Raw genomic sequence first — 21,571 nt, 5'->3', positions numbered from 1 at the left:
CATACCCCAAACGATAGGACGAAGCACATGCGATACATGGCCACGTACGACCTGATGGAAACAATGCGGAACACCAACCAATGGTTGGGCGCGACCGCCAGCGCCATGGCGTCATACCCGGCCTTCGCATTGGTCCCTAACCCGGGATTGCAGTGGATGGCGGCTTGGGGCGAAGTCACCGAACGCGCCTTCCAACGCATGGTTGTGAAGCCCGATTGGGGTATCGACAGCTTCACCTGCGAAGATGGCAAAGACCACATCGTCAACATCAACACCGTGATCGAACGTCCCTTTGGCGATTTGATCCATTTTGAAGTGTCCGGCCGCAAGCCAATGAAGCGCAAGGTTATGCTGGTTGCTCCGATGTCCGGTCACTACGCCACCCTGTTGCGCTCCACCGTGAAAAGCCTGATTGCCGATTGCGAAGTCTACATCACCGATTGGCATAACGCGCGTGACATCCCTGTGTCCGAAGGCAAGTTTGATGTGGAAGATTACACCCTCTACCTTGTTGATTTTATGAAGGAACTTGGCCCCGACACCCATGTGATCGCCGTGTGCCAGCCTGCCCCGCTCACATTGGCTGCCACCGCCTATTTGGCCGAGGAAGATCCCGAAGCCCAGCCGCGCTCCCTCACTCTGATCGGCGGCCCAATTGATCCAAACGCCGCCGCAACTGAGGTCACCGACTTTGGCCACCGCGTCACCATGGGGCAGCTTGAAGAAACCATGATCCAGCGGGTTGGCTTCAAACACCCGGGCGTCGGACGCATGGTCTACCCCGGCCTGTTGCAGCTTTCGTCCTTCATGTCGATGAACGGGGAACGTCACTCAAAGGCGTTTAACGACCAGATCATGCGTGTATCCCGGGGCGAAGCCTCCGATCACGACGCGCACAACCGATTCTATGACGAATATTTGGCCGTAATGGATATGACTGCGGAATTCTACCTCTCCACCGTGGAACGTCTGTTCAAAAACGGTGAAATCGCCAACAACGAATTTGTAGTTGCGGGCCGCAAGGTTGATATCGGCAAAATCACCACCGTGGCAGTGAAATCCGTCGAAGGTGCCAAAGACGACATCACCGCACCAGGCCAATGTATCGCCGCACTGGATCTCTGCACCGGCCTGCCTGACAGCAAAAAAGCCAGCCACGTTGAACTAGGCGCAGGTCACTACGGCATTTTCGCGGGCAAAAGCTGGCGCAACAACATCCGCCCGCTGGTGCTGGAATTCATCGACGCCAACGCAAAGGCGCCCCAAAAAACCGCGCCGCGCAAGGCCGCAAACAAAAACACCGCGGCCTAAACCAGCAGATCCGCAACCTCCGCACACAAATGGGGCGATCGCAGGGCGCGATTCGCCCCATTGTTGTATTTGATGATCACCGTTGCAAAAGATGCACATCAATCTCCCCCAACATTTTCCACAGAAATGTCTGCACGCTGCTAAATATTGTGGATAACTCCCTCCCCTGCCCTCGCCCCAAAGCAGAAACGCCTTTTTTCAAACGTTTAGAGGAATTAACCAATATTAACGGTCTCTAAACGCCCCTGTGGAGGAATCGCAGCCTTTAGGCGAGTCGCCGCCGCCCCCTTTCCGTCAACAGGAAAAATCCTGATTTTTGGTAAATAAATCCGTTGACCCTTTAGGGGCCGATACGCCAGTTTGTGGCAGCAGCCGAGAAAACCCACTAGATATAGTGGCGACCAAGGTAGCAGGGACAAACTCTGTCAAATGCCCCTTTGGGCCTGAGTCAGCGACAAACGCAGCGCGTTTGCGCCTCGGTATCCCTTTGCCTGCTGGTCCGCCCATCGCTCCAAGGGTTCAAAATGGCAGCACCGCAAACCGCACAGAACGTGCACCATGAGACACTTTGGCATTGGGGACGATGACAGGCATGAAGATTCAACGACGCTTCACCAAGACCGGACAAGACGCTTACGCTGATCTGGATTTTGTGACCACCGAATCTGAAATTCGCAATCCGGACGGCACCGTTGTCTTCCACCTTGCTGACATCGAAGTCCCGTCCACTTGGTCTCAGGTTGCCTCTGATGTGATTGCCCAAAAATACTTCCGCAAAGCTGGGGTGCCTGCCAAGCTGCGCAAAGTACGTGAAAAAGGCGTCCCGGAATTCCTGTGGCGCTCGGTCCCTGCCAATGATGACGTGGCCATCGGCAGCGAGATCAGCGCCAAACAGGTGTTTGACCGTCTCGCCGGGGCCTGGACCTATTGGGGCTGGAAAGGCGGCTATTTCTCTTCTGAAGATGACGCCCGCGCCTATTTTGACGAAATGCGCTACATGCTGGCGACCCAGCGCGCCGCACCCAACTCGCCACAATGGTTCAATACTGGCCTGCACTGGGCCTATGGCATCGATGGACCATCACAGGGGCACTACTATGTCGACTACAAAAGTGGCAAACTGACCAAGTCAAAATCCGCGTACGAACACCCACAACCCCACGCCTGCTTCATTCAGTCCGTGGCCGATGATCTGGTGGGTGACGGCGGCATCATGGATCTTTGGGTCCGCGAAGCCCGCCTGTTCAAATACGGCTCCGGCACCGGCACCAACTTCAGCTCGCTGCGAGCTGATGGCGAATCTCTCTCAGGTGGCGGCAAATCCTCCGGCCTCATGGGCTTCCTGAAAATTGGCGACCGCGCCGCGGGTGCCATCAAATCTGGCGGCACCACCCGTCGCGCCGCCAAGATGGTGATTGTTGACGCAGACCACCCGGACATCGAAGAATACATCAACTGGAAGGTCAAAGAGGAGCAGAAGGTTGCGTCCATCGTGGCCGGCTCCAAGATGCACGAGCAAAAGCTCAACGGCATTTTTGCCGCCATTAAAGCTTGGGACGGTGCTGAGGCAGACGCCTACGACGCCAAAACCAACGACGGCCTGAAGTCCGCGATCCGCGACGCCAAAAAGGTCATGATCCCAGAGACTTACATTAAGCGCGTGCTGGACTATGCCAAACAGGGCTACGCCAGTATCGAGTTCCCAACTTACGACACCGACTGGGATTCGGAGGCTTACGCATCTGTCTCAGGCCAAAACTCCAACAACTCGATCCGCGTCACGGACGCCTTTTTGAAGGCCGTTGAGAATGACGACGATTGGGAGCTGATCCGCCGCACCGACGGCAAAGTGGCCAAAACCATCAAAGCCCGTGATCTTTGGGAAGATGTCGGCCACGCCGCCTGGGCCTGCGCCGATCCAGGCATTCAGTACCACGACACGGTCAACGCCTGGCACACCTGCCCGGAAGACGGTGAAATCCGTGGGTCCAACCCGTGTTCCGAGTACATGTTCCTCGACGACACCGCTTGTAACCTCGCTTCCATGAATCTGCTGTCCTTCCTGAAAGACGGTGAATTCCAGGCCGAAGATTACATGCACGCGACACGTCTTTGGACCGTGACGCTGGAAATCTCCGTCACCATGGCGCAGTTCCCATCCAAAGAAATTGCCCAACGCAGCTATGATTTCCGCACGTTGGGTCTCGGATACGCCAACATCGGTGGGCTGCTGATGACCATGGGACACGGCTACAACTCTGTAGAAGGCCGCGCCCTTGGTGGAACTCTCACCGCATTGATGACCGGCGTGGCTTATGCCACCTCCGCTGAAATGGCTGGCGAACTGGGCGCCTTTGACGGCTACGCCCGCAACAGCCAACACATGCTGCGCGTGATCCGCAATCACCGCCGTGCCGCTCAAGGCCTGACTTCCGGTTACGAAGGTCTCGCAGTCAAACCAGTGCCACTGGACGCAGAAAACTGCCCCGACCAAATGCTGGTTGAGCTGGCCAAATCCGCATGGGACGAAGCCCTCGAGCTGGGTGAGAAAAACGGTTACCGCAACGCACAGACCTCGGTGATTGCTCCAACCGGCACCATTGGTCTGGTGATGGATTGTGACACCACAGGGATTGAGCCGGACTTTGCGCTGGTGAAGTTCAAAAAGCTCGCCGGCGGTGGCTACTTCAAAATCATCAACCGCTCCGTTCCTGCAGCGCTTGAAGGCCTCGGCTATTCCTCCGCTCAGATCGAAGAGATTGTGTCTTACGCAGTGGGTCATGGCACCATCGGCAACGCGCCGGGCATCAACCACACGTCCCTGATTGGTCACGGTTTCACCACCAACGAAATCGAGAAAATCGAGGCTGCACTTGGCTCTGCCTTCGACATCCGCTTTGTGTTCAACCAATGGACCCTAGGCGAAGAGTTCTGCACCAATGTTTTGGGCATTCCGTCAGAGAAGCTCAATGATCCAGCCTTCGAATTGCTTGGCCACTTGGGCTACACCAAAGCTGACATCGATCTCGCCAACGACCATGTCTGCGGCACCATGACCTTGGAAGGTGCGCCACACCTCAAGGAAGAACATTATCACATCTTTGACTGTGCCAACCCGTGCGGCAAAAAAGGCAAACGCTACCTGTCTGTGGACAGCCACATCACCATGATGGCCGCCGCGCAGTCCTTCATCTCCGGCGCGATCTCCAAAACAATCAACATGCCCAATGATGCCACCATCGAGGATTGCCAAAACGCCTATGAGCTCTCTTGGTCGCTCGGCATCAAAGCCAACGCGCTCTACCGTGATGGCTCCAAACTGTCCCAACCTCTGGCTGCTGCACTGGTAGAGGACGACGAAGACGCCGCCGAAGTGCTCGAATCTGGGTCCATGACCGAAAAGGCGCAGGTATTGGCCGAGAAGATCGTCGAGAAAATCATTGTCAAAGAAGTGGCCCGTGGTCGCGAGAAAATGCCGGAGCGCCGCAAAGGCTACACCCAAAAAGCTGTTGTGGGCGGCCACAAGGTCTACCTGCGCACCGGCGAATACTCGGACGGCTCCTTGGGTGAAATCTTCATCGACATGCACAAGGAAGGTGCTGGCTTTCGCGCGATGATGAACAACTTCGCCATTGCCGTCTCAGTAGGGCTGCAATACGGCGTGCCGCTCGAAGAATTTGTCGACGCCTTCACCTTCACCAAGTTTGAGCCCGCGGGCATGGTGCAGGGCAACGACAGCATCAAAAACGCCACCTCGATCCTCGACTATATTTTCCGCGAATTGGCCGTGTCTTACCTCGACCGTACCGACCTTGCGCATATCAAGCCAGAAGGCACCACGTTTGACGATGTTGGACGTGGCGAGGAAGAAGGCGTGTCCAACGTATCCGAGCTGTCTGACACCGCCGCCTCTCGTTCGCTTGAGGTTCTAAAACAGATCTCCTCCACCGGGTATCTGCGTAAACGCCTGCCCCAAGAACTGGTGGTTTTGAACGGCGGCGGCAACATTTCTGTGGATAACTCCGATGCTGTCAAAAATCTGACAACTTTGGTGCCGGAAACCACTGGCGCGGCCGTATCAGACATGGCACCTAGCGCCTCCGTCACAGCGGTCTCACCACCGATGAACGAGCGCGCCAAAGCCAAAATGCAAGGCTACGAGGGCGATCCTTGTGGTGACTGCGGCAACTACACTTTGGTGCGCAACGGCACCTGTATGAAATGCAACACCTGCGGCGCCACCTCGGGCTGTAGCTAAGGAGATGACTGTGACGAAGAGCAGAAGCCTTCCGTCTAACGACGATCAAAGCCAAACCGCCAATGACACGCTGGTGGGCACCATCCGCATCAGCGGAGACTGGGCCCGCAAGGTGCGTGGCGACGCAGACAAAAGCGCCCCTGCCCCGCAGGCGGCCAACGACGATTACGCCGAACACGCGCTCTTTGCGTCACGCAAAAGCTCCTGATCGGTAATGACAAGATCCCGGGGGGACCTGGGTAGGGGGCCTCGGCCCCCGACGACATACTCCGCTGCCGTCCCTAAGATTAGGCAGTGGCGTTCCACGGAGCGGGTGCGCTCGCTCCGACGACATTCAGGCCGCAGGCAAAAAACATCGAGCGGTAATTATAGAGTGAGCCTGAATGGCGAAACTGGGGGGTCTTTTGACCCCCCATTTTTTTGCCCTATGCGCCAAAACTCTCTTTCAAAAACTCGATCATGACTCGGGTTTTCTCTGGCAGGTAGGAACGGTTCGGAAATAGCAAGTACGCTGCTGTCTCAAACTCGGTCATTGTGCCGATATGGTCCATACACAGCTCGATCAATCGCCCGTCAGCCAAATCCTGTGTGACCAACCAATCCGCCAACAAGGCCACCCCTAACCCCTGTCGCGCTGCCTCCAAAAGCGCCAGCGCATTGGAGAATTTATGCCGCCCAGTCACGTTTACATCTAAAGACGTAGTGCCCGTCCCCCGAAACCGCCACACATTGCTGATCCCCGGCAACGCATAGCGCAAACAGTCATGGTCACACAGATCGTTGAGCGTCTCTACAGCTCCCCGACGCTCTAAGTAGGCTGGGCTTGCCACCAAGTGATAGCGCGTTGTCATAAGCTTCGAACACACCAAATCCCCTTTCGGTGCAGGCGCCAACCGCACCGCCAAATCGATTCCCTGCTCCACCAAATCCAAATTGGCATCACTGCTGATCACCTCAACGGAAATCTCCGGATACCGCTCCGCAAACGCAGGCAAAACCGGCACTATCTTCTGACTCGCGAAGGCCACAGACGCCGTCATCCGCAAGGTACCAGTAGGCTGCTGCCGCGTGCCCACCGCGTCCTGCGCTGCTGCTTGCATCTCTTCCACCAATGGCCCCACCCGCCGCAAAAAAGCTGCACCTTCTTCCGTCGTCGACAGTTTTCGCGTTGTCCGATGAAACAGCCGCACGCCTAGCTCGGCCTCCAAGGCTGATAAGCTGCGCGACACCGACGAGGGGTCCAAGTCCAACACCCGCGCAGCGCCGGCGATACTGCCCTGCGCTTGCACCAACAGCGCTAAATTCAAATCTCTCACGTCCATTCATGCAAAATACGCACGACATACCTGTCAATCCAGTCATTTCTGGCAGTCTCCCCACGGCCTATTCCGTTTGCATAGAAGGAGACCTCAATGACCAACCTGACTGGAAAAACCGCCATCATCACCGGTGCCAGCCGCGGCATTGGCGCGACCACCGCCCGCCACCTTGCGGCGCAAGGCGCCAATGTTGTTCTCGCCGCGCGGTCCGAAAACACCGTCGCTCACCTGGCCCAAGAACTGCGCGACAACGGCCTCTCAGCCCTCGCGCTCCCTTGTGATGTGGCCGACGCTACCGCTGTTCAACACCTGATCACCACCGCAGCCGACAACTTCGGCAGCCTTGATGTACTGGTCAACAACGCCGGTCTGATCGATCCGATCACGACCCTGGCTGACAGTGACCCGGCCGCATGGTCCAAAGTTATCGATGTGAACGTCAAGGGCGTCTATCACGGGCTGCGTTACGCCCTGCCCATTATGCGCACCCAAGGCGCAGGCACCATCATCAACATCTCGTCTGGCGCCGCCAATTCCTTTCTCGAAGGCTGGTCCCACTACTGCGCCTCCAAAGCCGCGTTGGTGCGCCTCACCGGAATCGCACACAAAGAAAACGCAGAAGCTGGCGTGACCGTAGTCGGCCTCAGCCCCGGCACCGTCGCCACCGACATGATGGCCACCATCAAAGCGTCAGGCATCAATCCAGTCAGCCAGCTGCCCCCTGACACGCACATCCCCGCGGAGTGGGTTGCGCAGGCCATCGCCTACCTCTGCGGCCCGGAGGGGAAGACCTACGCCGGACAGGATTTTTCGCTAAAAACCAACGAAGGCCGCGCCGTACTTGGATTGCCCCCAGTCTGAACTCAAACAAAAAGGCGCGCCGATCTCTCGACGCGCCTTCCTATCCTCAACCTAGAAACACTCAGTGCGCAGTCGCGCCCGCTGCCTCTTCTTTCTTGAGCTTCGCAGCCGCCGCTTCTTCCGCAGCTTCGTCCCACTCAATCGCTTCAGGCTCTTCGGTCAGTGCCAGCTTCAACACCTCAGACACATGTTTGACTGGGATAATTTCCAGCCCGTCTTTCACATTGTCTGGGATCTCTGCGAGGTCCTTTTCGTTTTCTTCTGGGATCAGCACCGTCTTGATACCGCCCCGCAAAGCCGCGAGCAGTTTCTCTTTCAGGCCACCAATTGGCATTGCATTACCGCGCAAGCTCACCTCACCGGTCATCGCAATGTCTTTGCGCACCGGAATCCCGGTCAGCACAGACACAATTGACGTCACCATCGCCAGACCCGCGGATGGGCCATCTTTTGGTGTTGCGCCATCAGGCACGTGCACGTGGATGTCGATCTTGTCAAAGACGGTTGGCTTCACACCAATTTTTGGGCTGATCGAGCGCACATAAGAAGACGCAGCATCAATCGATTCCTTCATCACATCGCCCAGCTTACCGGTGGTCTTCATGCGGCCTTTACCAGGCAACTTCAAGCCTTCGATGTGCAGCAGATCACCGCCAACAGATGTCCAAGCCAGACCGGTGACAACACCCACCTGATTTTCGTCCTCAGCAAGCCCGTAGCGGAACTTCTTCACACCCAGGAAATCATCCAGATTCTCTGGCGTCACCGAGACAGCCTCTTCTTCGCCTTTCACAATCTTTGTGACTGCTTTCCGAGTCAATTTGGCCAACTCACGCTCAAGGTTCCGCACACCTGCCTCGCGGGTATAGGTGCGCACAATCTCTTGAAGCGCTTCATCCGATACCTCGAACTCACCTTTCTTCAGACCGTGGTTTTTGACCTGCTTGTCGATTAAGTGCTGACGCGCAATCTCGCGCTTCTCATCTTCGGTGTACCCGGCCAGCGGAATGATCTCCATCCGGTCCAGCAATGGCCCCGGCATGTTGTAGGAGTTCGCTGTGGTCAGGAACATCACGTTGGACAGATCGTATTCCACCTCAAGATAGTGATCCACAAAGGTGCTGTTCTGCTCAGGGTCAAGCACCTCAAGCATGGCTGACGCCGGATCACCCCGGAAATCCTGACCCATCTTGTCGATTTCATCGAGCAGGATCAGCGGGTTGGTGGTTTTGGCTTTTTTCAGCGCCTGAATGATCTTACCCGGCATAGAGCCAATGTACGTCCGACGGTGACCACGGATCTCGCTTTCATCACGCACGCCGCCAAGGCTGATGCGAATGAATTCACGACCCGTCGCTTTGGCCACAGACTTACCCAGCGAGGTTTTACCCACACCAGGAGGGCCCACAAGGCACATGATTGGCCCTTTGAGCTTGCTGGAGCGCTGCTGTACCGCAAGGTACTCAACAATGCGCTCTTTGACCTTCTCCAGACCATAGTGATCCGTGTCCAGAACCTCTTGCGCCTTGCCCAGGTCTTTCTTCACGCGCCCACGTTTGCCCCACGGAATGGACAGCATCCAATCCAGATAGTTGCGCACAACGGTGGCTTCCGCGGACATCGGGCTCATGTTTTTGAGCTTCTTCAGCTCACCCTCAGCCTTCTCCTTGGCCTCTTTGGACAGCTTGGTCTTGCCGATTTTTTCTTCGAGCTCGGCAATCTCACCTTCGCCCTCTTCGCCGTCGCCAAGTTCTTTCTGAATGGCCTTCATCTGCTCATTCAAATAGTACTCGCGCTGAGTCTTCTCCATTTGCGATTTCACGCGCGTCTTGATCTTCTTCTCGACCTTCAGCACGCTCATCTCGCCCTGCATCAGGCCGTAGACCTTCTCCAGGCGCTCGCTTACGGACAGGGTTTCCAGAAGCTCTTGCTTCTCGTTCACCTCAATGCCCAGATGGCCAGCCACAAGATCGGCCAGACGCGCAGGCTCGCTGGCATCTTCCACCGCGCTCAGAGCTTCTTCTGGGATGTTCTTTTTGACTTTGGAATAGCGCTCGAATTCGTCGCCAACAGAGCGCAGCAGCGCTTCGATGGTGGCGGCATCACCCGGCATTTCGTCCAGATGTTCGGCACAGGCTTCAAAGTAATCGTCGTTTTCCACAAAGTCGGTGATGGTCACACGGCTCTGACCTTCTACCAGCACTTTTACGGTGCCATCAGGCAGCTTCAAAAGCTGCAGCACATTGGCCAAAACGCCAGTGCGATAGATGCCGTCAAAATCTGGATCGTCGTCAGCAGGATCGACCTGACTGGACAGCAGAATCTGCTTGTCGTCGGCCATCACCTCTTCAAGCGCGCGGACCGACTTTTCCCGGCCAACAAACAGCGGCACAATCATATGTGGGAATACCACAATGTCGCGCAGCGGCAGCACAGGATAAGATGTGTTGAGGGGCTCTTGCATGAGTTTTCCTTGTTCTAGCAAAGCGACGCTGGTCCCACTTGTGGCAACCGTATGATCGCTCTCCGTTTCCTCGGCTTATTGATTTGGGGTGCCTCGTCCCCGCTTTCAACGGCGTTTTGTTGGTTGGACCACACAATGCCTTTACAGAACGTGAGGAACAAGGCGGGAAACGGTGTAGAAGACAAATTATTTGCCGACACGCGCTGTGTTCAGGGTGTCACGCGCAGGCAAATCAACCGAGACGGAAATGCCGCGCTGCTACAGCTCTCTCAGCCGGCCAATTTGAAGAGCACCCTGCCCGCCATCACTCCGCAGGACGCAACAACACCGTTTCGGTCATGAAAAGCACCGTCTCGTCGCTCTTGAGGGTCACTTCCGAAATCTCAAGCACGCGGTTGTCAAAATACGGCACCAAGGTGATCGTGCCAAACACCGATATCCCACTCTCAAACTCTGGCAACACTATTTGCAACTGCGGCAATGCCTCCGGTCCGCAGTGCGTGTCACTCAACAGATCCGCCAAATCCTCACGGCCCGTGGTGTCCAGCACGTCATCCACGCGGTCCACATCATAAGGTTTCGGCGCTGCCCATGTCAGCGCAACCTTTTCGCCCATGAGGCTGTCCACAAAGCCGGAGTAATACTGACCATCCTTGTCAATCTCAGTGGCAAACATCCGAGCCGGCCGCACAAAGGAGGTCACACTGCCCTCCACAGATGTGCTGCCTTCGCGCACCCAACTGCCCGCCAGACGCTCATAGACCACCGCCGGATCACTGACCCCGCAAAACCCATCCGCCACTGCCGTAACAGGCACCAGAGCGGCTGCGGCAATTGCCATCAAAAACCGTTTCATGGTTTTAACTCCTTGGAAACGCAAAATCATTGCCCTTGCATCACGCCACAGCCGCAGCTGCTTGGCACATCAATACACGCACTTCAGGCGCAGCTTTGCCATATTTTCACCAGACCGGCGGTGGGTCACATAGCGTAAATTTGGCACAACGCGTGTTTCCCGTTTACCCAAATAGCCGATGCCTGCCTGATCCAGTTCCTGTTGTGTCTTGCCCAGAAGGTTGTCCAAGTCGCCTCCAAGCGCACTTTGAACACGTGCGCTTTCTGCTGCACTGAGCGGCACATTTTCTCGCACAACACGATCGTCTAGAGCCACAGTCCCGGAGGCACAAATCGATACTTGCGCAGTCTGCATCGCGAGCGTTTGAACCTTTTGGCTCGTTTTTCGTGATTGGATGTCACCATGCACCGCAGCTAGGTCTTCTTTGGACCAATTTGCAAAGGCCCGATCCGAGATCAATTCTGCACCTTGAAACCCGGATGGTTGAGTTCCAACCGTCGCGTCAAAATAGACCACGTTCCCTTGCGCCCTGTGGTTTTTGTTGGAACCGGCGATAAAGAGTACGGAAGTGGAAACAACTTTTGACGCCAGCCCCTGATCTAGAAACCGGATGTCGCCTCCCTTCTGGTAGAACCCTTTCGACGCAAGAACTTGTAAGCTGGGCCCTCGGCTACCCTGGGTAACGGGTTCAGAACTCATGCAAGCGGAAACGACAAAAGCTATTCCTGCGACAGCAATTGGGAGTTTTAACAGAGCGCGCGTTCAGCTTCCTTTTTTTTACACAGCGAAAAGCACCACCATATGGCGAGTGCCTCTAAAACATGTTGTCTACAGCCGCTCAATATCGCCTTGCGCGCGCTGCGCATGGAACTCTGCTTCCCAAGCGTCAAACGTGCCCGCAGTAATCGCGTCGCGCATGCCTTGCATGATCTCTTGGAAGTAATGCAGGTTGTGCCATGTCAGCAGCATGCCGGAGATCATCTCGTTGCTTCGGAACACGTGATGCAGGTAGCCGCGCGAATAGTTGGAGCACGCCGGACAAGTGCAGTTTTCATCCAACGGACGCGGATCATCCGCATGGCGCGCGTTTTTGATATTCACTACGCCATGACGGGTAAACACTTGCCCTGTCCGACCAGACCGGCTTGGCAGCACACAGTCCATCATGTCGATGCCACGCTTCACCGCACCCACGATGTCATCCGGCTTACCCACGCCCATCAGATAACGCGGCTTATCCACCGGCAACATGTCAGGCGCAAAATCAAGGCAACCAAACATCTTCTCTTGGCCCTCACCCACGGCCAATCCACCAACCGCGTAGCCTTCAAAGCCAATTTCTTTGAGTGCTTCAGCAGATTCCTCACGGAAGTCCTGCTCCAGCCCGCCCTGCTGAATGCCAAACAGCGCGTGCCCCGGCCGATCCCCAAATGCATCGCGCGAGCGCTGCGCCCAACGCATCGACAGCCGCATGCTTTCCGCAATCCGGTCCCGATCCGCAGGCAACGCCGGGCATTCATCAAAACACATGACAATGTCACTGCCCAACAGCTTCTGGATCTCCATCGAGCGTTCCGGCGTCAGCGAGTGTTTGGATCCATCAATGTGGCTCTTAAACGTCACGCCTTTCTCGGTCAGCTTGCGCAATTCAGCGAGGCTCATCACCTGAAACCCACCACTGTCCGTCAGAATGGGACGGTCCCAGTTCATGAACTTGTGCAGCCCGCCCAAGCGATCAATCCGCTCGGCGGTAGGCCGCAGCATCAAGTGGTAGGTGTTGCCCAGCAGAATGTCCGCCCCGGTTGCGCGTACACTCTCCGGCATCATCGCTTTCACGGTGGCCGCGGTGCCCACCGGCATAAACGCTGGTGTGCGAATGTCTCCCCGTGGCGTGTTGATCACCCCGGTACGGGCTTTGCCATCGGTGGCATGCAGCGAAAACGAGAACTTTTCAGACATCTGAGACCTTACATCGGGGAGTTTGCGCAAAATTTCCCCCTCCTTACGCCGAACAATGTAACTTGTAAAACACGCCTGCGTGGCCATATTCCAACCCATAGATAACAAACACTTTCTGGGGAGAGAGCATAATGAACGAAGACCTGATCTTCTCGTTACTATCTGAAAACATCGTCATCCTACTGGCCGCAGTATTCCTGATCGTTGTGGTTCTGAAAGGCGTGCGCATTGTGCCGCAATCGGAAAAACACGTGGTGGAACGCTTTGGACGCCTGCACTCGGTGCTTGGGCCTGGCATCAACTTTGTGGTGCCGTTTCTGGACGTGGTGCGCCACCAGATCTCCATTTTGGAGCGCCAGCTGCCCAACGCCACCCAAGACGCGATCACCAAAGACAACGTGCTGGTGCAGATTGACACCTCCGTCTTCTACCGCATTCTGGAGCCGGAAAAGACCGTTTACCGCATCCGTGACGTGGACGGCGCCATCTCGACCACCGTGGCCGGTATTGTACGTGCCAACATTGGTAAAATGGACCTCGATGAGGTGCAGTCCAACCGGGCCAGCTTGATCGATTCCATCCAAGCCAGTGTCGAAACCGCAGTGGACGACTGGGGCATCGAAGTGACCCGCGCCGAAATCCTCGACGTGAACCTCGACCAAGCCACCCGCGACGCCATGTTGCAACAGCTCAACGCCGAACGCGCCCGCCGCGCTCAGGTAACAGAGGCCGAAGGCACAAAGCGTGCTGTGGAACTGCAAGCTGACGCAGAACTCTATGCCGCAGAGCAAATCGCCAAAGCCCGCCGCATCAGTGCCGACGCCGAAGCCTACGCCACCGAAGTGGTTGCCAAAGCCATCAAAGAAAACGGCATTGAAGCAGCACAATACCAAGTGGCGTTGAAACAAGTTGAGGCGCTCAACGCGCTTGGCAACGGCGACGGCAAACAAACCATTGTCCTGCCAGCCGCTGCGCTTGAGGCCTTTGGCGACGCCTTTAAACTGTTGAAAGGGTAACGCGATGGCAGACCTTCTGACAACCTGGTGGGTCTGGCTTGCGGCCGCTCTGGTGCTGGCCATTCTCGAAGTTCTGGCACCTGGCTTCATCTTCCTTGGCTTCGCCGTTGGTGCAGCCTTGGTTGGGCTTGCCTTACTTGGGCCTTTGCAACTCTTGTCGGTCCCGATGATCCTTTTGGTGTTTGCAGCCCTAAGTCTCATTGCTTGGCTGGTGATGCGTCGGGTCTTTGCCTTACCCAAAGGCCAAGTGAAAACTTTCAATCACGACATCAATGATTGATTTTTACAGCGGGGCCTGCGGGCCTCGCTGCTTTGGCAAAGGCGCCAAATTCCTTCTTCCCAAACCTCTTTTTACACCTCCGCAAAACAGCCGCGATACAGACGCAATACCGATGCGCCAATTTCGCTCACCTCCCCCTCTGGACGCCGCTTGCAAGTTTTCCTATATGAAAAGCTCAGGAATATTGCAGGACACAGCATGACACAGGCCCCCGATCCAAGCTCCGATCCCGTAGAAGGCACTCCGCTGATCACGCCGTCCAGCGTGGATCACCCTTTGCATGAGCAGCTCGTAGAGGCCTGCCGCAGCGTTTATGATCCGGAAATTCCGGTCAATATCTATGACCTCGGCCTGATCTACACGATTGAGATCAACGCAGAAAACGACGTAAACGTGACCATGAGCTTGACCGCACCCGGTTGCCCTGTGGCCGGTGAAATGCCAGGCTGGGTCCAAGAGGCCATTGCCGGCGTTGGCGGCGTGCGCACCGTCGATGTTGCACTTGTTTGGCAGCCGCCTTGGGGCATGGAAATGATGAGCGACGAAGCTCGACTTGAATTGGGCTTCATGTAACCTTTCAATAGGTTAGAAAGGAAAGTCGATGTTTGGCATTCCGGGAAAACAAGCGCTAACCATGACGCCTGCGGCGATCAAACAGATCGCCCGGCTGATGGACAAAGAAGGCCACGCTGGCCTGCGCATTGGCGTGAAAAAAGGCGGCTGCGCAGGCATGGAATACACCATGGACTACGTGACCGACCGCGATCCGCATGACGAGATTGTCGAGACAGACGGCGCTGTAGTTATGATTGCGCCAATGGCGCAGATGTTCCTGTTTGGCACTGAAATTGACTACGAGGTCTCGCTGCTGGAAAGCGGCTTTAAGTTCAACAACCCCAATGTATCGGATGCTTGTGGCTGTGGCGAATCCATCAAATTCAAAGATATGGACGAGCTGACAGAACAGGTTGCGGCAAACGGCGCACCAAAATTGACGTGACGGCCTTGACCTAGGCCGTCTCCCCCCGCATGACTTTGCCAACCAACACAATTCATTGAAAAGGGGCTCGTGATGCGACGCAAATTGGCAGCAGGCAATTGGAAAATGAACGGCTCCGCCGCCGCTTTGGCTGAGCTTCAGGCACTCGCTGCGCTTTCCACATCAGACAGCACCGACATCCTTATCTGCCCTCCATCCACACTGATCTCCCGCGCCAAAAGCGTGGCAGGAAACGTGGCCCTCGGCGGGCAGGACTGCCATGCCAGCACCAGCGGTGCCCATACTGGCGACGTTGCTGCGGACATGCTGAAAGATGCCGGCGCCTCCTATGTGATCCTCGGTCATTCCGAGCGCCGCGAAGACCACAATGAGCGCGACGAAGACGTGCGTAGCAAAGCGAAAACTGCTTGGGACGCGGGTCTTGTCACCGTAATCTGCGTAGGTGAAAGCCTGTCCGAGCGCGAAGCCGACAACACGCTGGACATCATCGGCGGCCAACTCGCGGGGTCCATTCCCGACGGCGCAACCGGCGAAAATCTGGTGGTGGCTTATGAGCCAATCTGGGCCATCGGCACCGGCAAAGTCCCCACCATGAGCCAGATCGGCGAGGTGCATGACTTCATGCGCATGCGTCTGGAGCGCCGCTTTGGCGAAGGTGTCGGCCGCACTGTGCCGCTGCTCTACGGCGGATCCGTGAAACCGGGCAACGCCGAAGAAATCTTTGCTGTGTCCAACGTCGACGGCGCGCTTGTTGGTGGCGCCAGCCTGAAGGCCAGCGATTTTTCTGCCATCATCACGGCACTCGACGCGGCCTGATTCCATGGCCAAGGCGCCGCTCTCTTCGCTATATGCCCGGTTTTCCCACCTCTGGCACAGCGACATCACGCGCCTTGGCTACCCCGCCGCCTACGACGAACTCATCGCGGCCCTGCCTGCGACAGCAATCAAACCAACGGTTCTGGACGCAGGCTGCGGCACCGGCGCGCTGGCACAGGCATGGCTCAAAACCAACCAGCCTCACAACGCGCTTCACATGCTTGACAGCTCCGACGAGATGCTGACCCAAGCTCGCAAAAACTTCACTTCTGTGCCCAACACAACATTTCACCAAGATATCCTCGGCAGCACCGCCATTCCTCAAGACCACTGCGACCTGCTGCTTTCCGCCCATGTGATCGAGCATCTCGACACACCCCAAGAAGGCCTAAGCTGGTTCGCCAGCCGCCTGCGCTTCGGTGGCCAAATCGCCTTATCGGTCAGCAAACCGCATTGGTGCACGGCGCTGGTGCGCTGGCGCTGGGGTCACAAGGCCTTCGCCCCCCCATCAGGTCCACAAGATGCTTGCGGAAACAGGTTTCACCAACATCCAGGTCGTGCCTTTCTCCAAAGGCCCACCCAGCCGCACCAGCTGTGGCTACATCGCCACCCGCGCCTGAACCGCTCTCAGCAAAACTCTTGCGATACCCACAAAAAGAAACGACGCCCCAAACTGGAGCGTCGCCTCTCAACATATCTGAATAGCAGCGCAAAAGCGCGCCGCTTATCCGCTTGTCTAATTGGTAATGATCTCAGGTCCCATGACAGCGTTAGGCAACACTGTGGAAATCCACGGAATATAGGTCACCATGATCAGGAAGATGAACAGCACACCCAGGAAAGGAAGGGCTGCGCGCACCACAGACATCATTGGCATGCCAGCCACGCCAGAGGTCACAAACAGGTTGAGCCCAACCGGCGGCGTGATCATCCCGATCTCCATGTTTACCACCATGATGATTCCCAAGTGGATCGGATCAATGCCCAGCTCGATGGCAATCGGGAACACCAATGGCGCCACAATCACCAACAATCCCGACGGCTCCATAAATTGACCACCAATCAGCAGGATCACATTGACCACAATCAGGAACATCACCGGACCAAAGCCAGCTGACAACATCGCATTGGCCACATGTTGCGGCACCTGCTCGTCGGTCAGAACATGTTTTAGGATCAGCGCGTTGGCGATCACGAACATCAGTGTGATGGTCAGCTTTCCGGCCTCAAACAAGGTGTGGCGAGTGTCCTTGTGTACCCATGCCGTTGCCAGAGCTTGCGGCTTTTTCAACAAACTGATCTTGTTTCCCGATGCCTTATCGGTCAGCGGTCCCATGTCGCGATAGATGAAGTTGGCAATCAGGAAGGCATAAACTGCCGCCACCGCAGCGGCCTCGGTGGGGGTGAAAATTGCCTTGGTCAGACCGGGAACACCGTAGATGCCCACCATGATGATGACAATCAGACCCAAGCCCCAGGCTGCATCACGGAACGAGCCGCCAATTTCACGCCACCCAGCCCATTCGCCCTTGGGCATGTTGCGAGCGCGTGCCATCACATAGATGGCAATCATCAACATCAATCCCGCCATCAGGCCAGGGATCACACCTGCAAGGAACATCCGTCCCACCGACACTTCAACCGCGGCCGCATAAACAACCATCACAATTGAGGGTGGGATAAGGATGCCCAATGTGCCCGCGTTACAGATCACGCCCGCAGCAAACTCTTTGGAATAGCCAGCCTGACGCATCGCCGCGATCACAATGGAGCCAATGGCCACAACGGTCGCAGGTGACGAGCCGGACAGCGCTGCAAACAACATGCAGGCAAACACACCGGCAATTGCGAGTCCGCCGCGCAAATGCCCAACACAGGCAATCGAGAAGCGAATGATGCGCTGCGCCACACCGCCGGTGGACATAAAGGAGCTGGCCAAAATGAAGAACGGGATCGCCAACAATGTCGCATGCCCTTCAAAGGCGGCAAACAGAGTTTGTGCCACCGACGCCAACGAGCTGTCAGAGAACACCAGCAGGAACAATATTGAGGACATGCCAAGGCTGGCGGCAATAGGCACCCCCAACAACATGAGGCCCACAATTAGGATAAAGAGAATAGCAACTTCCATCAGTCCATCTCTCCCCGCAATTCGCGGATTTCTTGAATTTCATCTTCAACTTCGTGGCTAGCCACCAAGCGATCCTGCTGTCCGGCGCGCACTTTCATTGCTGCCTGAACAAATCGGAACAGCAAAAGCGCCGTGGACAAGGGGAGCACAAAATAAGGCACCAAACGCGGCAACTTTTCGTACTGCTCTCCCTCGTTGAACACATCTTCGAGGAATTTGAACATGCCAGGATTGGGCACACTTTCGACCTCATACCAGCCTTTGCCTCGGAACTTGTCTTCGAACCCAGTAGGGAACCAACGACCTTCCGTAGCAGGCAGATTGGCAAAATTGGCCCAATAGTCCCAAGATCCCTTGAGCAGCAATGCGGCATAGATGATGCACACCGCAGAGGCAAAAACCGCAATCCGACGACGGGTTGGTGTGCCAAACAGGTTGATCACCGCATCCACCCCAAGATGGGCATTTTTCTTGACGGCATATGACGCGCCCAACAGGCACAACCAGCCAAACAGAAACACGGTCAACTCACCGCCCCAAAGGCCGATATTTTCCAGTTTCAAAAGCTCAATAAAATACGGCGGATCGTTGGCGAAGAGCTTGCGTACAATCACATTTATGAAAGTGATCATGGTCATTGTCCCAAGGATTAGGGCAATAACGGTCTCTTCGATGCGATCGGTGAAATTTTCACTCGGGCGCGGGTGCATGGTTTGTCCCCCAGTTAATGGTGCTTGCAAAAAGGGCAGGCACTGTCGCCTGCCCTTCTCGTCTGATCAGTGCTCAGGTCGCGCTTACATGGAGGCGTTGATCGCCTGTGCTGCGTCGATGTTTTCCTGACCTACGTCGTCGGAGAACTTCTCCCAAACCGGCTTCATGGTGTTGACCCATTCGTCACGTGCTGCGCCATCCAAAGTACGGATGGTGCCACCGGCATCGATGATCGACTGTTTTGCCGCCTGGTTCACCGCATAGGATTCCGCGTTGCGCACGTGTGTCACTTCTTGGAAAATGGTGATGAACTGTGTGCGTACGTCTTCTGGAAGGCTGTCCAGCCAGTCCACAGAGGCCACAACCAGATAGTCCAGAATGCCGTGGTTGGTTTCGGTCACGCCGTCCTGCACTTCGAAGAACTTCTTGCCGTAGATGTTGGACCAGGTGTTTTCCTGACCGTCCACAACACCCTGCTGTAGCGCGCCGTACACTTCGGAGAAAGCCATCTTCTGCGGGGAGCCGCCCATGGCTTCCATCTGCGCAACCAGCACGTCCGAGGACTGAACCCGGAACTTCAGGCCGTTGGCATCAGATGGAACGTTCAGCGGCACATTTGCAGACATCTGCTTCATGCCGTTGTGCCAGTAGCCCAGACCTTGCAGGCCGCGACGTTGCATGCTGTTCAGAAGATCCTGGCCGTTGTCAGACGCTTGGAACGCGTCCACTGCATTCACGTCTTTGAACATGAACGGCAGGTCAAACAGACGGAACTGTTTGGTGAACTTTTCGAACTTGGACAAAGAAGGAGCAGCCAGTTGCACGTCGCCCTGCAACATCGCTTCCAGCACTTTGTTGTCATTATAGAGCGTGGAGTTTGGGAAAACTTCCATACACATCACGCCATTCATCTCTTCGTTCACGCGCTTTTCCAGCAGCGACGCAGCAATCCCTTTTGGGTGCTTGTCGGTGTTGGTCACGTGGCTGAACTTCACAACGATCTCGCCTTCGTCGCAGGCCGCAGATGCAAAGCTTGCACCAGTTACGGTCAGCGCCAGCGCGGTGGCGGCGGTGGTCAAAAATTTCATGTCGTTTCCTCCCAGGAACAATCAGTCATCCTCCAACGCCCCAATTGGGACGTTTGATGACAAAACTGTGACTGTCGGCGGAAGCCCGCTCAACAATTTCTTTAGGCTTGCATTTTCGACTCGATATTTTCGTGATTTTACAAACAGTTAAACCATCAAGTTAGTGTGGGTCGCCTGCCATACCTTGGCCCTGCGTGCGATTTCCCGCACAGTCGCCTTGCCGCTTTGTGCGGAAATCCGCACACCATCTCTCTTGTTTCCAATGGCGATGCGAAAGGGATCAAGGACAAGCCTTGAGCCTGAGCGGCGGGATAATTTTGGTGAGGGAGGACCCCGTCATTGACCACACCACAGGTCAGCGTCAGGGTGGGACCAACACTTTTCAGATTGTAAGTTTGTTATGGCCACTTCACCAACCCTTGCTCGCCCAAAAGGCATTTCCCCGCAATCGCGCCGCCACAACGAGATGCGCAAAGAAGCTTTGGCCGCCCACCCGGAACTCGCCGAGCTTTCCGGCACGCAACCGCTGACAACCTTGGTCTTGCCCATACTACTCGCCGTGCACTGGAGCACAGCCTGGTTGGTCTCTGATCAACCACTTTGGGTGATTGGCCTCACCGCCTTTGTGCTTGGCCAGCTGATCTACCATTCCGCTGCCAGCCTCATCCACGAAACCTGCCACAAGTTAGTGTTCCGTGATCCCGCCCCCAAACTCGCCTTTGATCTCGGGCTGGAGTTTATCCTGACCTCCTACGGCAAGCAGCTCACCTACCAACACCAACACGTCACCAGCCACCATCCCTTTGTTGGGGATTATGACAACGACTATGAACACGAAGACCTTTGTGCCTTGCAGGCCCGCTTTGCCATTGGCCGCACCCATCCAGTTCTGCAAAAACTGCTCACCGCATTGACGCTGTTCCTGCACGCCCTGCCACTTGGCTCCGTCTTCATTGCAGATAAAATCTTGCCGCCGCTTTACGCCAAAGCCTCCGGTCGCCCCGTGCGCGATCCCCAACCTCGTTTCACCGGCACCTCCGCCACATCATCAGAAATGCGCCCCTACATCGTGGTGTCTGCGCTTTCCAACGGCCTTATGTTGCTCCTGCTGGGTCCTTGGGCGCTGCTTTATCACCTGTGGGCGTTGTCTTTCTTCCTTGGCAAGCTGGGCATTACCAACCTCGGCCAGTCTCTCACTGAACATCCCGGCGATGACGATGTGAACCCCACACGCTCCCTCTACGGCCCCATCAACTGGCTGCTGTTCAACACCGGCTACCACAACGAGCACCACTCGTTTCCCAACGTGCCATGGACCCGCCTACCCGCCCTGCACCGTATCGCACCAGAGGTATTTTTTGCCGAGACTGAGCGCAGTTACCTTGGCGCGTGGTGGGATCACGTAAAACAGGATTTCACCGCCTCGCGCCGCCTAAAACTGCACGAGCAAGACCACCTATCGCGCTGTAACGGCGAAGACCGCACCCCAACCGAGTGATTT

18 protein-coding genes and 1 pseudogene are annotated in these 21,571 nt (G+C 56.1%); 11 read left to right on the top strand and 8 right to left on the bottom strand.

Annotated elements, in window-relative coordinates; translation table 11 throughout:
* Positions 1-27: 27 nt before the first annotated feature.
* From phaZ to QOL67_RS11830, 3 genes are all read left to right on the top strand, one after another.
* Positions 28-1,311: a polyhydroxyalkanoate depolymerase gene (phaZ, locus tag QOL67_RS11840; protein ID WP_283426178.1), complete on the top strand. Its 1,284-nt coding sequence runs from the start codon at positions 28-30 to the stop codon at positions 1,309-1,311.
* Between the two features lie 592 nt (positions 1,312-1,903).
* Positions 1,904-5,569, top strand: coding sequence for a vitamin B12-dependent ribonucleotide reductase (locus QOL67_RS11835; RefSeq protein WP_283426177.1), 3,666 nt, complete (start codon positions 1,904-1,906; stop codon positions 5,567-5,569).
* A 10-nt stretch (positions 5,570-5,579) separates the two neighbouring features.
* Complete coding sequence (locus QOL67_RS11830; protein ID WP_283426176.1) at positions 5,580-5,777, top strand: hypothetical protein; 198 nt, start codon at positions 5,580-5,582, stop codon at positions 5,775-5,777.
* A 217-nt stretch (positions 5,778-5,994) separates the two neighbouring features.
* Here QOL67_RS11830 and QOL67_RS11825 read toward each other — a convergent pair whose 3' ends face one another.
* Positions 5,995-6,885, bottom strand: a complete 891-nt coding sequence (locus QOL67_RS11825) for a LysR family transcriptional regulator (RefSeq protein ID WP_430458951.1) — start codon at positions 6,883-6,885, stop codon at positions 5,995-5,997.
* Between the two features lie 96 nt (positions 6,886-6,981).
* Here QOL67_RS11825 and QOL67_RS11820 point away from each other — a divergent pair, with 96 nt between their 5' ends.
* On the top strand, positions 6,982-7,749 hold the full coding sequence (locus QOL67_RS11820; protein WP_283426174.1) for an SDR family oxidoreductase: 768 nt from the start codon (positions 6,982-6,984) through the stop codon (positions 7,747-7,749).
* A 61-nt stretch (positions 7,750-7,810) separates the two neighbouring features.
* Here the strand turns inward: QOL67_RS11820 and lon are convergent, their stop codons facing one another.
* From lon to tgt, 4 genes are all read right to left on the bottom strand, one after another.
* Positions 7,811-10,213, bottom strand: coding sequence for an endopeptidase La (lon, locus tag QOL67_RS11815; RefSeq protein ID WP_283426173.1), 2,403 nt, complete (start codon positions 10,211-10,213; stop codon positions 7,811-7,813).
* 304 nt (positions 10,214-10,517) lie between these two features.
* A complete protein-coding gene (locus QOL67_RS11810) occupies positions 10,518-11,069 on the bottom strand; it encodes a hypothetical protein (RefSeq protein WP_283426172.1) in 552 nt (183 codons plus the stop codon).
* 69 nt (positions 11,070-11,138) lie between these two features.
* Positions 11,139-11,585, bottom strand: coding sequence for a hypothetical protein (locus QOL67_RS11805; protein ID WP_283426171.1), 447 nt, complete (start codon positions 11,583-11,585; stop codon positions 11,139-11,141).
* 312 nt (positions 11,586-11,897) lie between these two features.
* Positions 11,898-13,028, bottom strand: a complete 1,131-nt coding sequence (gene tgt, locus QOL67_RS11800; protein ID WP_283426170.1) for a tRNA guanosine(34) transglycosylase Tgt — start codon at positions 13,026-13,028, stop codon at positions 11,898-11,900.
* Positions 13,029-13,159: 131 nt separating this feature from the next.
* Between tgt and QOL67_RS11795 the strand changes: the two genes are divergently transcribed.
* The 6 genes and pseudogenes from QOL67_RS11795 to QOL67_RS22075 form a co-directional block, all read left to right on the top strand.
* Positions 13,160-14,044: an SPFH domain-containing protein gene (locus QOL67_RS11795; protein ID WP_283426169.1), complete on the top strand. Its 885-nt coding sequence runs from the start codon at positions 13,160-13,162 to the stop codon at positions 14,042-14,044.
* 4 nt (positions 14,045-14,048) lie between these two features.
* The gene (locus QOL67_RS11790; protein WP_283426168.1) at positions 14,049-14,324 is read left to right on the top strand and encodes an NfeD family protein; all 276 of its coding nucleotides are present in this window, start codon (positions 14,049-14,051) and stop codon (positions 14,322-14,324) included.
* Between the two features lie 198 nt (positions 14,325-14,522).
* Positions 14,523-14,897, top strand: coding sequence for an SUF system Fe-S cluster assembly protein (locus QOL67_RS11785; protein ID WP_283426167.1), 375 nt, complete (start codon positions 14,523-14,525; stop codon positions 14,895-14,897).
* A 28-nt stretch (positions 14,898-14,925) separates the two neighbouring features.
* The gene (locus QOL67_RS11780; protein ID WP_283426166.1) at positions 14,926-15,324 is read left to right on the top strand and encodes a HesB/IscA family protein; all 399 of its coding nucleotides are present in this window, start codon (positions 14,926-14,928) and stop codon (positions 15,322-15,324) included.
* Positions 15,325-15,396: 72 nt separating this feature from the next.
* Positions 15,397-16,140: a triose-phosphate isomerase gene (gene tpiA, locus QOL67_RS11775; RefSeq protein WP_283426165.1), complete on the top strand. Its 744-nt coding sequence runs from the start codon at positions 15,397-15,399 to the stop codon at positions 16,138-16,140.
* A 4-nt stretch (positions 16,141-16,144) separates the two neighbouring features.
* Positions 16,145-16,618: pseudogene (locus tag QOL67_RS22075) on the top strand (class I SAM-dependent DNA methyltransferase); the annotation flags it as partial.
* Between the two features lie 258 nt (positions 16,619-16,876).
* Here the strand turns inward: QOL67_RS22075 and QOL67_RS11770 are convergent.
* The 3 genes from QOL67_RS11770 to QOL67_RS11760 all read right to left on the bottom strand — a co-directional run bounded on the left by QOL67_RS11770 (position 16,877) and on the right by QOL67_RS11760 (position 20,070).
* Complete coding sequence (locus QOL67_RS11770; protein ID WP_283426164.1) at positions 16,877-18,271, bottom strand: TRAP transporter large permease; 1,395 nt, start codon at positions 18,269-18,271, stop codon at positions 16,877-16,879.
* Positions 18,271-18,981, bottom strand: a complete 711-nt coding sequence (locus QOL67_RS11765) for a TRAP transporter small permease (protein ID WP_283426163.1) — start codon at positions 18,979-18,981, stop codon at positions 18,271-18,273. Before QOL67_RS11765 ends, QOL67_RS11770 begins: the two co-directional genes overlap by 1 nt.
* An 84-nt stretch (positions 18,982-19,065) precedes the next feature.
* Positions 19,066-20,070: a DctP family TRAP transporter solute-binding subunit gene (locus tag QOL67_RS11760; protein ID WP_283426162.1), complete on the bottom strand. Its 1,005-nt coding sequence runs from the start codon at positions 20,068-20,070 to the stop codon at positions 19,066-19,068.
* Between the two features lie 400 nt (positions 20,071-20,470).
* Here QOL67_RS11760 and QOL67_RS11755 point away from each other — a divergent pair, with 400 nt between their 5' ends.
* The gene (locus tag QOL67_RS11755) at positions 20,471-21,568 is read left to right on the top strand and encodes a fatty acid desaturase (RefSeq protein WP_283426161.1); all 1,098 of its coding nucleotides are present in this window, start codon (positions 20,471-20,473) and stop codon (positions 21,566-21,568) included.
* The last annotated feature ends 3 nt before the right edge of the window (positions 21,569-21,571 follow it).

It is taken from the genome of Shimia sagamensis (genome assembly GCF_900182745.1).
Taxonomy (GTDB): domain Bacteria; phylum Pseudomonadota; class Alphaproteobacteria; order Rhodobacterales; family Rhodobacteraceae; genus Shimia; species Shimia sagamensis.
Note: the sequence above shows the minus strand (reverse complement) of the source record. Positions and strands in the feature narration are given on the sequence as shown.